The following is a 14,657-nucleotide window of genomic DNA, read 5'->3' on the forward strand; positions in this document are numbered from 1 at the left end:
GGGGGGATGCCAAAGGCAGGGGGGATTTCTTCTTCCCAGCGAATAAAGATCCCCCCGCCGCTTGAGCGGCGACCCCCTTTTTAAGGGGGTTAAAAAAAGAAACTCCAGCACTAGACATTATCTGATTGACATTACACTAGAATAGGATAGATCCTGAAACGAGTTCAGGATGACACGTGTCATGCCGAACTTGTTTCGGCATCTCAAATACCTGTGAATTTTTCTTTCATTCCGAGGAATTATGCCCATGATTATGCGATTATTTTTCATGTCGGCGGCGGCGCTCTTATTCTCTTTTTATGCATTCAGCGCGGAGCCGAAAGACAAAACTCCCGACAGGATCGATTTCACTCTTTCGGACACGTTCGAATCGGGTGAGATAAACGCCTGGGAGAGCTACCCGATTGCGGAGGATCCCGGATTCGATCCCGAAATCTGCTGTGTTCAGGAACCGACCTGGAAGGGGAGCGCTTACTCGCTCGCCAAGGTCATAAAACCCAACGACACCGATTACCCCCGTGATGAAAACCTGGTCGGTATGACCAAGAAAACCCGCCTGTGGACCGGTCCGCAAACCGAGCTTACCGTCGCGGCCTTCCTGGACGGTGACCGTAAAGCGAAAGAGCTCCGGATTATTCTCTATTCATCGGATGGCCGGCGCTTTGTGTGGTCGCAGGCGGCCCCGGCCGCCAATACCTGGATTCCACTTCGCCTCCAAATGACCAATTTCAGCGCGGGGAATGAAAAACTCACCACAGGCAGGCTCATCGAGGCGGTGACTGTGGTGGCCTCTTACGGTCCGGTCAATCCCCACCGAAGCTACACGCTCTGCATAGACGATTTCGTTTTGACCGGGCAGATTTCACGCCGGTTCGTTGCGAAAGAGCCATCCTCCACCTATCTTGACAAATTTTTCTTTACCTTTCTTAACCGCCACTTTTACCGTGGAGAGGCCCTTTCCCTGAATGTGCAGCCCGAAGAGGGAAACAGGCCGCTGACCCTGGAGTCGGTGAATGCCACTGTCTATGATTCCCACCAAAATGCCAAGGCTAAAAATGTTCCGCTGGAAAGCGCCGGGGGCGGCGTCTGGGGCAGCGCATCGCTCTGCCGCATCGGGGAAAACGATCCCGCCGGGCGCTGGAAAATCGAGATGAACGGTGTAGGAACCGGAGGAGAGTTCGTGCATGACGAGCTGTATTTCATCGTGCCGGAAAAGCGGTTTACTCCGCAGGAGCATCCACGGCTGTTCTTTTCCGCTTCGGAGCTGAAGGTGTTGAAAGCGGACAAGGACCCAAAACGGGCGAAAATTCTGGAGGCGGCGCTTGCCTCCGCCCGGAACTCGGTTGCCCGGGGCAGCATCGATGATATTGTCGAGGCGAAAAATCCTAACTTGGAATTCCTTGATGGCGGTCCCTTTTCTCCCGCCTGGGACTATTACCGTTTGTGGTCGAGGCCGGGAGGCATCGTGCGTGATGTGGCCGCCTCCGGCGCGTTCCTCTATGCATTGACCGGCGATGTGGAATCCGGGCGGAAGGCGAAGGAATTCATGCTGCAGTTTGCCGATTTCAATGCCTGGATGCATCCCTGGTTCACCAGCCACCACATGTACGGCTACTACCCGGTGGGGCTGTGGTGTTACGGCATGGCGATCGGTTACGATCTCCTCTATCCGCTGTTCACCCCCCAGGAGCGCGTCAAAATCCGCCTGGCCATGATGGAGAAAGCCATAATCCCTCACTACCGGGATCATGTGCTGCTTAACCGTAAACCCTCAAATATCACCAACCACATCGGTATGAATACCACCGGGATCATCCTCGGAACCCTGGCGCTTCTGGGCGAAGATCCGGAAAATCCTGACATGGAGCCCTATCTCTCGGGATTCCTGGCCAAATACAAGGCGCATATCGATGCCGCATACCGTCCCGATGGAAGCTACGCCGAGCCGGAAGGATATGCCGGAACCGATTCGGAGGACCTGGTGAAATGCCTGGATGCGCTGGAAAGAATCCTGGGCATCGACTGGACGACCACTACTAATGTCAAGAACGTTTATCTGTACGCGGTTTTCCTTGGAACAGCAAACGGCCGCAACTGTCCGGCTTTCGGCGACGGCGGCCGAGACTGGGGTTTCGCGCTCCGGAACCTTTACCTCTGGCTGGCGCACCGCACAAAAGACCACATTGCCATCGAGCGTTACACCTGGCTGACAGAGTCAGGGACTTTTTCGCCGAACTATACTTTCTTTGATTTCCTTTGGTATCCTGACCCGACCTTCCCACGAGCGTATTTTGACTCAATGGTTTTCCCTTTCTCGCACTGGTTCTGGTCAAAGGGAAATGTCGTATTCCGTTCGGGCATGGATCAGGATGCGCTCATTTTCGCCATGAAATGCGGCCCGCATTCAAACCATTATCATCTCGATCAGGGTACGTTCTGGCTGCTGTATAATAACGAAACCCTCCTCAGCGAGGCGGGATATGTGAATTACTACACCAATCTCTATTACCGTTCGTTCTATATCCAGCCGATTGCTCACAACACCCTTCTTCTCAATCAATACCCGGAATCGCAGAGGATCGCCGATCTGGACGATGAAGTCCATGCCAGGAACGAATTCCCCCGAATAACATCTTGTTTCATCGGTGGGATCAATGATGTGGAGGGCGAGCTTTCATGCGTATACAAGGGAAGGCTCTCGAAGTATACCCGTTCTTTCGTGTATATGGGAAGATACCTTGTGATGTATGATGATGCTGCATCCTTTAACCCGGAGCGGTTTACCTGGGTATTCAACGCCGAGGGGAAGGATACGTTCAAAGGGAGCGGTTCGACAGTGCAGATCGTCCGTCCGAAAGCCGGGCTTCGAATGGAGATTCTTACTCCCGAAAAACTGACACGTACTATCAAACCGCACCCCGACCGCGACGGCTCCCTTATCATGCTCACCACACCGGAGCCATCGAAAGCGGAAAAATTCCTTGCCGTCCTCATTCCTTCACGCGAGGATAACCGGGTTGAACATGCGGCGTGGAAAATCTCCCGGATAAACTGGGACGGCTGGACAGGGGTTGTAGTAAACAGGGACTCGACCATAGAACAGGTGTTGTTTCGGACAGCTCCGGGCAATGGTATCATTTCAGCGGTCGAATGGGAAACGGACGGGGATCGCATGGCGATCTCATCCGATATTAAAAGAGGTGTGTATAGCCTGTATATCAGAGAAGCGACATTGCTGAAGAAAGCTGGAGAAGCTGGTGAAACGATAATGCGTTCAAAAGAAAGAGTGTCCATTAACCTTGGTTATATCAACAGGGAGCGTAACTTTATTTTCGGCTCTGCCGATTCTAAAACAGCTTCTACCCTTTCTCTGAAGGTGGGTTGGAAACCGCAAAAAATTCTTTTGAACGATGCAGTGTCGAAATTCGAGTATGATAGCAAAACTGGTATGGCAGCTTTCAACCTTAAGGCTGGAACGAATGGGTTTTGGATTCAGCAGTGAAAAATTGCACTAAGGAGCAAGCCATGCGGAAAATCAATCTTTTCATATTCCTGATCTGTATTTTTTTCATCATTCCCGCTCTCTCATCGGGACAATCTTCCGTTAAACTTCCTGAGGTTTCCCTGGTTGAAAAACCTTCTCTCTCCTCTTTCGAAGCTATCCCGGAAAAGCTTGCACGGGTGCAGCCGCCGGTTCCGGAGGGCTGGAGAGAAGTGCCTTTTGAGGAAACCGCTCCCGATCCTGTCCTCACTCCCCAGGAGAAAAAACAGGGCTTCATGCTGTTTCAGCGCTTATATATGGAACCGGTGTATGCCAACACCAAGCCGCTTGCCGGGGAACGACTCCGCTCTCTCGTCGCATTCGCCGCTCCCGGCGAATTCGAGCCGCTCACCCTGGGGGTCTACCCTGTACGTCCGCTGAAAAATCTCCGGATCATCGTGTCACCTCTCAAAAGCGCCTCCGCCGAAATTCCCGCGTCCGCAGTGGAAACGCGCCTGGTCACCTGCTGGAACATCCGCTATCCCGGCTACAGCTCGACCGACACCTGGCGTCATACTCCCGAGCTTCTTGAGAAGGTGACCGAGCACTCCTCCCCGTCAGGGGAGTGCCAGCGCTGGTGGTTGAAAATTCATGTGCCGGAGAACGCCCGCCCCGGCCTCTACCGCGGGACAGTCACCGTGTTCGATGACGGCTGTGAGAAAGCGGTCGCGGTACCGCTCCTTCTCCGTGTGCTGGGGTTCAAGCTGGAGAAAGACCCGAACAAGCATTTCACTGCCTATTACTATGATATGTACAGCGTGGTCCCGAATTCACGGTCGAAGGACAACCCGGAATGGCTGGAAAAGGCTATGGCGAATGAGTATCGCACCATGGTCGAGTACGGGTTCGATATGCTCCCGACCGGCTACCTGCGCGCCGATGAGAACGGGCGCGCCATCCTGCGCCATCCCGAAATGATCGGTCAGATGATGCAGGCCGGCATGAAAGGACCCTATCCGGTCACCGCTGACGCCGTGGTGAAGCAGCTCTACAATAAAATGTCCGACGGCACTGTGGGGGCGCACTGGGCTATCAGCAAGATGCCCCCGGATGAATTCTATACCCGGTTGACCGAAGTGGTAAAGGCTTTCGAGAAAGAACGAAAGGCCAATGGCTGGCCGGAGTTCATCTACTGCCCGGTCGACGAGGTGCATGTCAGCGCCAGAACGTTCGGCATGAAGGTATACGCCGCCATGAAAGCCGCCGGTGTCCGCACCTACATCACCAAGGATCCCAAATCTCCGGATGCTGCCGATTACGCCCCCTCTGTAGACATCTGGTGTTCGCAGCCCTATTCGACACCTTACGAGAAGGTGGTCTCTTCGCAGAAGTACGAGTACTGGTGCTATCCGAACCATGTGGCCGGGGAGGTCAAGAATCCACGAGTCATGTGCCGCGGCGGGCGGATGACCTACGGTTACGGTTTCTGGCGGAGCGGTTATTCAACCCTCATTCCCTGGCACTGGCGGTGGCAGTCCGGCCCCGACCCGTTCGATTACCTCAAGGGAAACACCACCTCCGGCTGCGGCCAGCGGATCGACGATGACGGCACAGTCATTCCAACCGCCTACTGGGAATGCTTCCGCGAGGGGTACGATGACGCCCGGTATATCTACACTCTTGAGAATACAATTGTCCGGCGGGAAGGATCAACCGATCCCGCCTGCCGTAAGCTGACTTTAGAGGGGCGGAAACTCCTTCAGGGAATCTGGTCTTCCATCCGGGTGCAGGAAAAATACATGGATGACGGTCTCTGGGCTTCCGGCGATTTTGACGCCTGGCGCTGGCGCATGGCGGCGCTTACAGAAAAGCTGAACGCTTTCCCCGCGCTGAACCGGAACCAGGCCCCTTCCGTGCTGGTGGGCGACACGAAAGCCGGGGCAGAGGAAGCCGCCCCCGTTTCTTCTCCGGGAACTACGGGGGAAAAGGATGAGATACTCGATCTCGGCGATAATAACTTTGCCCGCTGGAAAAGCGGCACCACGGAAGGAAAAACCGCGGTGACTGACAAAGAAAGCCGCCACGGCGGCAAGTGCCTGAAATACGAGGTACTGGTTGATCACAATGTGGATGGCGGCGAGGGCGGGAAATACCCGGTCGGATGGCCGCGCCTGGTCATGGAGTTCTCTGAGGGTGAGCTTGACCTGACCCGGTATGACTACCTGTCCTTCTGGCTCAAAGTCGATTCAAACCGTGACGAGGTGGCCGATGACAGTACTCCGTTCTCCATAAACCTTCGCTCGTATCCGAGGGGCGGAAGCGCAGACATGCGGATGGACATCGGCGACCATCAGCGGGAATGGATTCCATTCCGCATACCCGTAACAGACCTGATCGGGAAATCCCCCTCGAACTCTTCGCCCTGGAAGTCGCTCCGAACGCTCCAGTTCGGAATCTCGGAGGCCAATTATACTCACGGCGCCCGGCTGGTGTTTTATCTGGATGAAATCTCCCTGGTCAAGCTGAAGACGCCCCGGATTCGCGCAGTCTCTGCTCCCCTCCATATCTGGGCGAACCGGCCCTCCCTGCCCGTTTCCTTCGATTTGCTGGGAATGGCCGGGGTGCAGCCGGGAAGCTACACCCTCCGGGTATCGCTGCTCGACAGCCGCGATAAGCCGGTCGCCTCTTCCGTGCAAGACCTTGAAAAGCCGAATCGGATAACCCTTGAGGCAGGCGCGCTCTCGCCGGGAAATTACCAGCTTCGCCTGGAAATCCGGGATAAAAGCGGGAAAGTGTGCTCTTCTCTGATACGAAATGTTTTGGGACTGGATGGGCCTGAGAGTGTTAATAATTAAGCAGAAAATGTGAAAAAGGCGCTTCAATTCGCGAAGCGCCGTTTTTAAAGATACTTTTGAAATACGGTTTCTCGCTAAGTCCTGGACGAAAAAGGTTCAGGATCTATCTGTCGTCTGTATTCTTTTTTCATTGACTTTGCGTAGAGATTATAGCGCCGTTTTCCCCCTCTTTTCCTTTACTTTGTTCACACCGAAGAAAATGAAGAACACCACCGTGGCGACCATGATGATGGATGCTCCGGAGGTGATATTGAACGCATAGGAAATCCACAATCCCGAAAAGGTGAACAATGCGCTGGCGATGAAAGAATACACCATCATACCCCCTAGCGAGCGTGAAAAGGTTTCGGCGATATAGGTCGGAATGGTGAGCAGGGCGATGACCAGTATCAGCCCGACAACCCGTATGGTCATGACCACGGTGAGGGCGGATATGGAGAGGAGAATGAAGTAGAGAAGCCTGACTTTCACCCCACGGAGGGCGGCATATTCCGCATCGTAGGAAAGCGCCAGGAAATCCTTGTAGAGTATGATAACGCCGAGGATGATTACCATGTCCAGCGCCAGGGCGAACCAGAGGTCGGCATGGGGAACCGTCAGGATGCTCCCGAACAGGTAGCTCATGAGATCGACGCTATACCCCGGGGAGAGGTCGATGCAGATGATGCCGAACGCCATTCCTGCCGCCCAGAGCGCCCCGATGATGCTGTCCGTACGGTATTTGCTCGTGAGGGTGAGCACCCCGATGATGAGGGCGATGAAGAGGGAAAAAAGCCCGGCCCCGAGGAGAGGGGGAATCCCGAGAAGAAACGCCAGTCCGATTCCGCCGTAGGCAGAGTGAGCAATCCCGCCGGAGATGAAAACCATGCGGTTAACCACCACAAGCGAGCCGATTACTCCGCAGGCCAGGCTGACGAGAACTCCGGCGATCAGGGCGTTTTGCATGAAATCATAGTGGAGAGCTTCTATCATGGAGTGTATTCCTCGCCGGAACGGTGAAGCTGCCTGTCTGCCTGTTCGCCGAGCAGCTCCACCGGACAGAAGTGTTCGAGGGATATTCCCGTCAGTTTGCCGAGCATTTCGGAGGACATAATCGGGGCATTGTGGACAAAAAGAGTGGTATTCACATGTGCCACCGATTTGGCAATCCCCAGGAGGATGTTCAGATCATGGCTGACTACCAGGATGGTCATGTTCTCGTTCAGTTTTTTCAGGATATCGTAGATCTTCTGCTGTCCTTCGATATCGATGCTGGCAGTTGGCTCGTCCAGAAGCAGAATATCCGGCTCCGAAGCAAGAGTCCGTGCGATGAAAACACGCTGGCGCTGTCCGCCGGAAAGGGAGCCGATTCTGCGGCTGCGGAATGCTCCCATATCCACCGTTTCCAGGGCATGCTGCGCTATCTCACGGTCGGTTTTCGTATAGCGCCAGAGCTTTTTAGGGTGCCCCAGCCTGCCCATCAGAGCTGCATCAATGACGGTTATGGGGAAATCACGGTTGTACGAGGTGTCCTGGGTAACATATCCCAGCCTATGGACGATTGCCGCTTCGCGGGAACGATGAAACCGTTTCGCGGGATCTTCCCCGAAAACCCGGACGGTTCCTTTCTTCGGTTGCAGCATGCCGAGAATAAGTTTCAAAAGGGTGGTTTTTCCGCCGCCGTTCGGTCCGATTACAGCCAGAAAATCATTCCGTTCCACTTTGAAGGTAATATCCTTCAGCACAGTTGCTGCTTCGCAGGAACGAAAAACCGTTTCCCCATTATAGGAAAACCAGACATTCTTCAATTCTATAACGGGTATCGAATTCATCATCACCTCAAAGCGGCTTTGAATTCTTCCGCTGCAGTCCTTAAATTTTTCGCCCAATTCTCCGCCATGGGATCTGCATACACCAGTCGGCCGTGAATTGCGTCTGCAATTGTCCGGGCGCTCCGGGCGGAAAATTGCGGCTGTACAAAGATAACAGTGATTTTCTGCTCGCGGGCGAGTTTTATCAATTTCATAAGCTCTGAGGGTTTCGGCTCCTTTCCAGCAATCTCTATGGGAATTTCCTTGAGACCGTAAGCCTGCGCAAAATATGCCCAGGCCGGATGAAACACCATAAATTTCCCATTTTCCCCCCTTAATAAGGGGGGTAGGGGGGATTTTGCCTGCTGACGGCCGTAAAAGAGCTTTTTCAAATCGGCGTCGAGGGAATCGATTTCAGCATTGAATCGGGTGAGATTCGCCCGGTATTCTTCAATGTGCGCCGGGTCGATTTTAGCAAGACCGTCGAAAATGGACTGAGCCTGAATTTTTACTAGAGGGGGGGAAAGCCAGATATGAATATCCATTCCGCTTTCGGGAGTTTCAGCGCGCACAAGTTCATGATATTCTTCCTGCGCCAGGGGAATCCTCGGAACATTTTCTTCGGTGTGTACGATGAGCAGCCGCGGATTGGTGGACTTGAAGCGGGGAAGCCAGGCATATTCGAAAGGAGCGCCGATGGCAAAATATACCCTCGCCCTGGAAAGCGCCAGAACCTCACGGGGTTTAGGTTCGTAGGTGTGAGGTTCCACTCCCGGCGGAACCATGACCGTTACCGCCACATGGGCGCCGCCGATTTTTTCCACAAAGTACTTCTGGGGTGCGATGCTTACCGCTGCCTGGACGGGAGCTTCCGCGCACCATGAGGGAAGACCGTTCAAGATGCTCACTGCGGAGAAAAGGAGTATTCCCGCAATATACCGCGTCAAGGTCATTCGGAATCCTCCGTCCGGCATTCCCGGCAGATGCCGGAGAGGGTGATGGAAATGTCGGTGATCTCGCAATCCCGGGCAAACCGTGTCATGGAAGAGGCGCTGGCATGATCAAGAAACTCCAGACAGGAAATCTTCCGGCATCTCAGACATTTGAAATGCGGATGCACCGGGTTGTGCAGGCAGGCGATTTCATAATAGAGCGTTCCGGTGTCGTCGGTGATCTCACGGATAAGACCTTTTTCACGGAAGGAGTTCAGCGTCCGATAAACGGTGGCCAGATCCATCCGGAGCGCCGATGAAACGCGTCCATGCAGCTCTGAGGCATTCACCGGGGTGCTGCTGGCGAGGATGCTCTGAAGAATCGCCAGTTTTCGCTCGGTGATCCGGATATGCCGGCTTTTCAGGAGTTCTTTACTATCGCAGTGTCTCATGATTGTAGTATATTACAGATGCAAATGATTTGCAAGAAGAAATGACTGTATCGAATAATATAGGTGACGACATATTTTATTGCGTTTCTTTTCAAAATAGATGCCGAAACGGTTGCTAAAAGATGCGCTGCGCTTTCATCGTTCCCGCGAAGCGGAAACAAGTTCGGCATGACACGTGCACTTCGACAAGCTCAGTGCTCGGTCAGAGGACTCTGAGCCTGTCGAAGAGTCCACTGCATCCTGAACTCGTTTCAGGATCTAAACACTCAAAACATGCGCAATTATTTATGTCGTCATGTATAATTAATAAAGTTTGCATTTTTTGCAGGGAATAATATTTTCCCGGAAAAAAAACATTCCTTTACACGCTGCTTCCGAAAAGTTTTATTATACGCATCAATGGAACAGCAAAATCAGGGGCCAACTCCACAAGGGAAAGGGTATGAAAAATGAAAATGAAAAAGGTTTTCCGGAGATTTCTTATCGCAGCCTTTATTCTGGGCGGTATTATGGGAGCCGTTTTTGCGCTCGCTGCCAGTGAATCCGGAAATATCAAAAACCCGGAAATGGTGAAAGAGGTTGCTTCCGGGAAACAGACCACCGCCAATGCGGCATGGTGGGGTTTTAATGATACTGATGCCACCGAGGCGCTCCAGTCAGCCATCAATTCCGGGGCGAAAAAAGTGATCGTTCCCAACATGGGTAAAGACTGGATGGTCAGGCCGATCAAGCTCGTCTCCAACCAGGAAATTGAATTTCATAAGGGTGTGGTGGTCACTGCCAAAAAAGGGGAGTTCAAAGGCGGTAACGACTGTCTTTTCCGGGCTGATAATCTTAAAAATATCACTTTGACCGGCTATGGCGCCATCCTGCGGATGCAAAAGGATGATTACATGAAGTCACCCTATCAGAAAGCGGAATGGCGGATGGTTCTGGAGTTCAGCAGTTGTGATAATATCAAAATCCTTGGATTGACCCTGAAGGACAGCGGCGGAGACGGTATTTACCTGGGAGTCGCCAATAAGGAAAAGCCTTACTGCAGCAATGTGCTCATCAAAGATGTGGTTTGCGATAATAACTACCGTCAGGGAATTAGTGTGATCAGCGCCAAAAATATGACCATAGAAAACTGTACTTTTAAAAACACCTGGGGAACCGCGCCTGAAGCAGGCATCGATCTGGAACCGAATTTTAACACTGAGGCGCTGTCTAACTGCCTTATAAAGAATTGTGTCTTCGAGAACAACAAGGGCGCAGGCATCGCTTTCTGGCTGTCTTCTCTTTCCCGGAAATCCGACCCTCTGTCGGTAAAATTTGAGAACTGCCGGATTACTTCGGAGAAAGGCGGAGGTATTTTTGTGGGTGGAATAAAAGAAGACGGCCCGCTTGGTTTGATCGAGTTTAACGGATGCAAGGTTGAAAATACCGCCTCTTACGGCGCGCAATTTTATGGAAAAGCCGCGGACCGGGCGCTGATACGGCTGCGGGACTGTTCCTGGAAAAATGTCGCGCTCTCCAGCAATGATGCCCCCGTTCAAATTGTGCTTAACAAGCGGGGAGAAACGGAAAAGCAGGGAGGCATCGATTTTGTCAACTGCCGCGTGGAAGATACCAAAAACCGTCCGGCGATCGCCGCGACCGGCAGAGATACCGGCTACACAGTGAAAAACCTTGCGGGAACAATAACGGTGAAAAATCCAAACGGCGCGAAGATGGATTTGGGCCCCATCACCGAAGAGATCGCTCTGAAAGTGAAGTAATGAAAAGCCTTGTTTAATCTCAGAATTCCTCGCAGCTTGCTGCGGGATTGGATCCCCCTGTCCTTTATAAAGGGGGGGCAACCGATATCAACGGCGTAGAATGGTTTTTCTATTTTATCCCCATTAGCAAGGGGGATGTCACCGAAGGTGACAGGGGGATCATCTTTATAACTTTGCCGCTCTGCTGCTTCTTTCATTTCACCGCAACATCGTTCACCTTTACCCGGCGCGCTTTACCGTCCGGTCCCTCGATGTTGAGAACGACTGTAAATGTCCCGGGTTTTTTGTATACATGGATGGGATTCTGCTCGGTGGAGGTTGCGCCGTCATCGAAATCCCAGAGCCAGGAAGTGATTTTCCCATACGAAAGATCTTTGAAAGCTACCATCCGGCGGTCCATATCCACCACCTTGAACGACCATTGCGCCTCGATGGGTTTGCGGAATTGCGGTTCCAGCGGCATTGGCCGGAAAGCGACCTGGCAGGAGGCATTGGAATCCATCCGCGTTTTGTGCGAAAGGTTCCAGAAACCGGTATAATTGCCCTCTTTGCTATCGTAGTCAAGGACCGACCACGAAAGCCCGATGTTCTTGTTTTCTTCCAGTTTCGATTCCACCGCCCCTTCCGGGCCGTCATAAGGGGCGTAATCGAATGGTGTGATCCAGAACTCAAGAATAAGATGGCCGCTCTCGCCTTCCTTGAAATTGTAAGAATAGGCGTGATTGGAGTAGGGGAGATCGCGGATCCACGGCTGGCAGCCCCAGACCATGGCCCAGTCTCTTCCCTCGCCGGGAGGAGTAAAAATGTGGTAATTCTGGGCGTGCACCCCTTTGAATCGGAAATGCGCTTCCATAGGATCCGCAATCTGGGGATTGTTGATGAAGTCGCCGCCGGAAAGGTCGCCGTCCACCACCACCTCGAAAATATCGCCGCGCTTATAGTACATGTTCCAGTAATTGTCATCCGCCTCATAGAGGAAATAGAGACGGTTCATTCCTTTCACCCAGCCAACTTTCACTTTTATCTTCAGGTCTTTCGGGTCGGGATTTCCGACATGACCCATGACCGTATCTTCAAGCTGATCGGAACCGAGGGCGTAGCTTTCCGGAACGATATTCCAGTCATCGGTCTTTCCGTCTATGCAGGGAATCTTGTCCGGCGGAAACTGAAAAATTTTAAACACCACATCCGGGCGTTCCAGCGCCGGGGCTTCGGTGCAGCCGAATAGAACGAGCATCAATGCAGCGGTCGCCATCCTGAGTACCATGAAAACATTCTCCTTTCAACGATATTTTTTAAATCTCTGAAAGCCTTTACAGGTATAAAGAAAAATATACAATTTTACAATGAAAAAGCATGGAAAATTTGTCGGTCTGCCTGTTTATCTTTAGAAAAAGGTTTTGATAGCAAATAATCCGGGAATCAGGTATATTCAGTTTTAATGAAGTAATGTAACTTAATATTTAGTGATTGCGCAAACAAGGGAGTTATTATGGGTAAAACAACGGGTCTGAGTATCCTGTGCTTTTTGTTATTATTGATGGCTTCATGCGGGAAAGAAAAGGGGAAAACCGAAACCGTTAAAAAAACGCCGGTTCAGATCGCTTTTGAATCAACCAGAAACGGCAATTTCGATATTTATATCATGAATGAAGATGGTTCCAATCCGGTCAGGCTGACCAAAGGACCCGGATGGAACCGCGCCCCCGCATGGTCTCCCGATGGGGAAAAAATCGTGTTTTACAGTGACCGCGGCGGTATTTCAGCCATGGAACTCTATTTCGTGAGCGAAGAAGGCGGTTTTCCGACCAAGCTCACTCAAACCAATATGTTGAACTATAATCCTGATTGGTCCCCGGATGGTCAAAAAATAGCTTTCCAATCCAATAACGACAACAACTGCGACATTTTTGTGATCAATATCGATGGGTCAAATATGGTAAATCTGACGAAAAGCCCCCGACTTGAAGAAGACCCCGCCTGGTCTCCTGACGGCAGGAAAATTGCATATACAATGAGGAAAGTGGATGGCCACACAGACATTTTTGTTATGGATGCCGACGGTTCGAATCGAATCGGATTGACTGAAGGTCCCGGTGATAATTATTCTCCGGCCTGGTCGCCGGACGGATCAAAAATCGTCTTTATTTCGGGGGCGAATAAAGCCACTAATATCAGTATAATGAACAGCGATGGGTCAAACAAAGTCCGGATCACGAAAGAGAACACGTATTTTGGGAAGCCTTCCTGGTTCCCCGATGGTAAAAAAATTGTTTTCGCCAAAGTTGAAAAAAACGACCGTGAGATATTTGTCATGAATCCGGACGGCACCGGCCAGGTGAACATCTCTAAAAATCTCGGCTTTGACGATTATCCGGCTGTTTCTCTTTTGAAAAAATAGAGCCTCAATACAGCCTTCCCTTCTCGAATTCATCCGCCATGGCCATGAAATTATCATATTTCGTGCCGACCGCAATGGAGTGGGTGGAGCCGAATATATACCTCCCGCCGGGTTTGTATTCCTCCATGGCGCGCTGCACATCCTTTTTGATATCCTCGGCCGTGCCGGAGACGAGGTTCTCCACTGAAATTCCTCCCCAGGGTGTGAAATATTGCCCGTACCCGGCTTTTATCCGCGCCAGGTCCATACCTGCACTCCGCTGGATGGATTGGTAGGCGTCGTATCCCGCTTCTACAAACATGTCCAGAAGCTTGGTGTTGTTTCCGCAGGCATGTTTCATCACCGGCAATCCGAATTTGTCATGAACATTCTTCACCCTGGCCCGGATGGCAGGAAGCGCGAATTCACGGAACATCGCCGGAGAGATGAACGGCCCCTGGGAGCTGGCGAAATCCTGTCCCCACCCGACTGCATCCTGACCGGGCCGGATGTACCGGCTGTCCAGAATATTGTTCTTTTTCACCTCATACTGAATGGCTGCATGGACAGTTTCAGGATTGTCCAGGTACTGCATGAGGCCATAAGTGAATCCTTCGCCGCCTTCCTCGATATTACCGTCGAGGAGAAAAATCCCCACTTCGCTGCCGGAAGGCCCCATGAGGAAGCGGTCGCGCCCGAATTCTGCGATGACCGCATCGACCACTTCGAAACAGCTCTCATCCACTGAAGGGACTGAAGGCTCGCCTTCGAAATCCGATGGCGCGTATGCCCTTTTCCCTACATTCGGATTATGGATTTTGGTAATATCTGCTGTCGTCTCGGAATATTTTACGATGGAACCATCGCGAAATTCCCATGTGTTCTCCCCGATCTTTTTCGGTTTCTCGAACTCAAAACCGCGCGGCGGAGCCACACTTGAAGCCATCGCTGCAACATTGATAATATCGAAACAGTCCATCTTTCGGAAGAATGCGATGGCATCCTCT

The 14,657-nt window shown here is 52.1% G+C and carries 10 protein-coding genes; 4 read left to right on the forward strand and 6 right to left on the reverse strand.

Going from position 1 to position 14,657, the window contains the following annotated elements; genetic code table 11:
• The first annotated feature begins 247 nt into the window (after window positions 1-247).
• On the forward strand, window positions 248-3,502 hold the full coding sequence (locus tag Q8O92_14955; GenBank protein MDP2984616.1) for a heparinase II/III family protein: 3,255 nt from the start codon (window positions 248-250) through the stop codon (window positions 3,500-3,502).
• Between the two features lie 23 nt (window positions 3,503-3,525).
• Window positions 3,526-6,336, forward strand: coding sequence for a DUF6067 family protein (locus Q8O92_14960; protein MDP2984617.1), 2,811 nt, complete (start codon window positions 3,526-3,528; stop codon window positions 6,334-6,336).
• A 147-nt stretch (window positions 6,337-6,483) separates the two neighbouring features.
• On the opposite strand, the gene Q8O92_14965 is transcribed toward Q8O92_14960, so the two are convergent.
• Genes Q8O92_14965 through Q8O92_14980 form a run of 4 tightly spaced genes read right to left on the reverse strand, consistent with a single transcriptional unit; the run spans window position 6,484 to window position 9,510 of the window.
• The gene (locus Q8O92_14965) at window positions 6,484-7,308 is read right to left on the reverse strand and encodes a metal ABC transporter permease (protein ID MDP2984618.1); all 825 of its coding nucleotides are present in this window, start codon (window positions 7,306-7,308) and stop codon (window positions 6,484-6,486) included.
• A complete protein-coding gene (locus tag Q8O92_14970) occupies window positions 7,305-8,150 on the reverse strand; it encodes a metal ABC transporter ATP-binding protein (protein ID MDP2984619.1) in 846 nt (281 codons plus the stop codon). Before Q8O92_14970 ends, Q8O92_14965 begins: the two co-directional genes overlap by 4 nt.
• Entirely contained in the window at window positions 8,150-9,079 is a 930-nt protein-coding gene (locus Q8O92_14975; protein MDP2984620.1) for a zinc ABC transporter substrate-binding protein, read from the reverse strand. The genes Q8O92_14970 and Q8O92_14975 overlap by 1 nt, the downstream gene beginning before the upstream one ends.
• The gene (locus Q8O92_14980; protein ID MDP2984621.1) at window positions 9,076-9,510 is read right to left on the reverse strand and encodes a transcriptional repressor; all 435 of its coding nucleotides are present in this window, start codon (window positions 9,508-9,510) and stop codon (window positions 9,076-9,078) included. The genes Q8O92_14975 and Q8O92_14980 overlap by 4 nt, the downstream gene beginning before the upstream one ends.
• 449 nt (window positions 9,511-9,959) lie before the next feature.
• On the opposite strand from Q8O92_14980, the gene Q8O92_14985 reads away from it, so the two are divergent.
• Complete coding sequence (locus Q8O92_14985) at window positions 9,960-11,270, forward strand: right-handed parallel beta-helix repeat-containing protein (protein ID MDP2984622.1); 1,311 nt, start codon at window positions 9,960-9,962, stop codon at window positions 11,268-11,270.
• Window positions 11,271-11,463: 193 nt separating this feature from the next.
• On the opposite strand, the gene Q8O92_14990 is transcribed toward Q8O92_14985, so the two are convergent.
• Window positions 11,464-12,537 (reverse strand): PKD domain-containing protein, encoded by a 1,074-nt coding sequence (locus Q8O92_14990; GenBank protein MDP2984623.1) that lies wholly within the window; start codon window positions 12,535-12,537, stop codon window positions 11,464-11,466.
• A gap of 225 nt (window positions 12,538-12,762) precedes the next feature.
• On the opposite strand from Q8O92_14990, the gene Q8O92_14995 reads away from it, so the two are divergent.
• On the forward strand, window positions 12,763-13,671 hold the full coding sequence (locus Q8O92_14995) for a DUF5050 domain-containing protein (protein ID MDP2984624.1): 909 nt from the start codon (window positions 12,763-12,765) through the stop codon (window positions 13,669-13,671).
• A gap of 4 nt (window positions 13,672-13,675) precedes the next feature.
• On the opposite strand, the gene Q8O92_15000 is transcribed toward Q8O92_14995, so the two are convergent.
• The coding region (locus Q8O92_15000) for a uroporphyrinogen decarboxylase family protein (protein ID MDP2984625.1) at window positions 13,676-14,657 on the reverse strand (982 nt) is incomplete at its 5' end.

Origin of the sequence: Candidatus Latescibacter sp. (genome assembly GCA_030692375.1) — a bacterium.
Taxonomy (GTDB): domain Bacteria; phylum Latescibacterota; class Latescibacteria; order Latescibacterales; family Latescibacteraceae; genus JAUYCD01.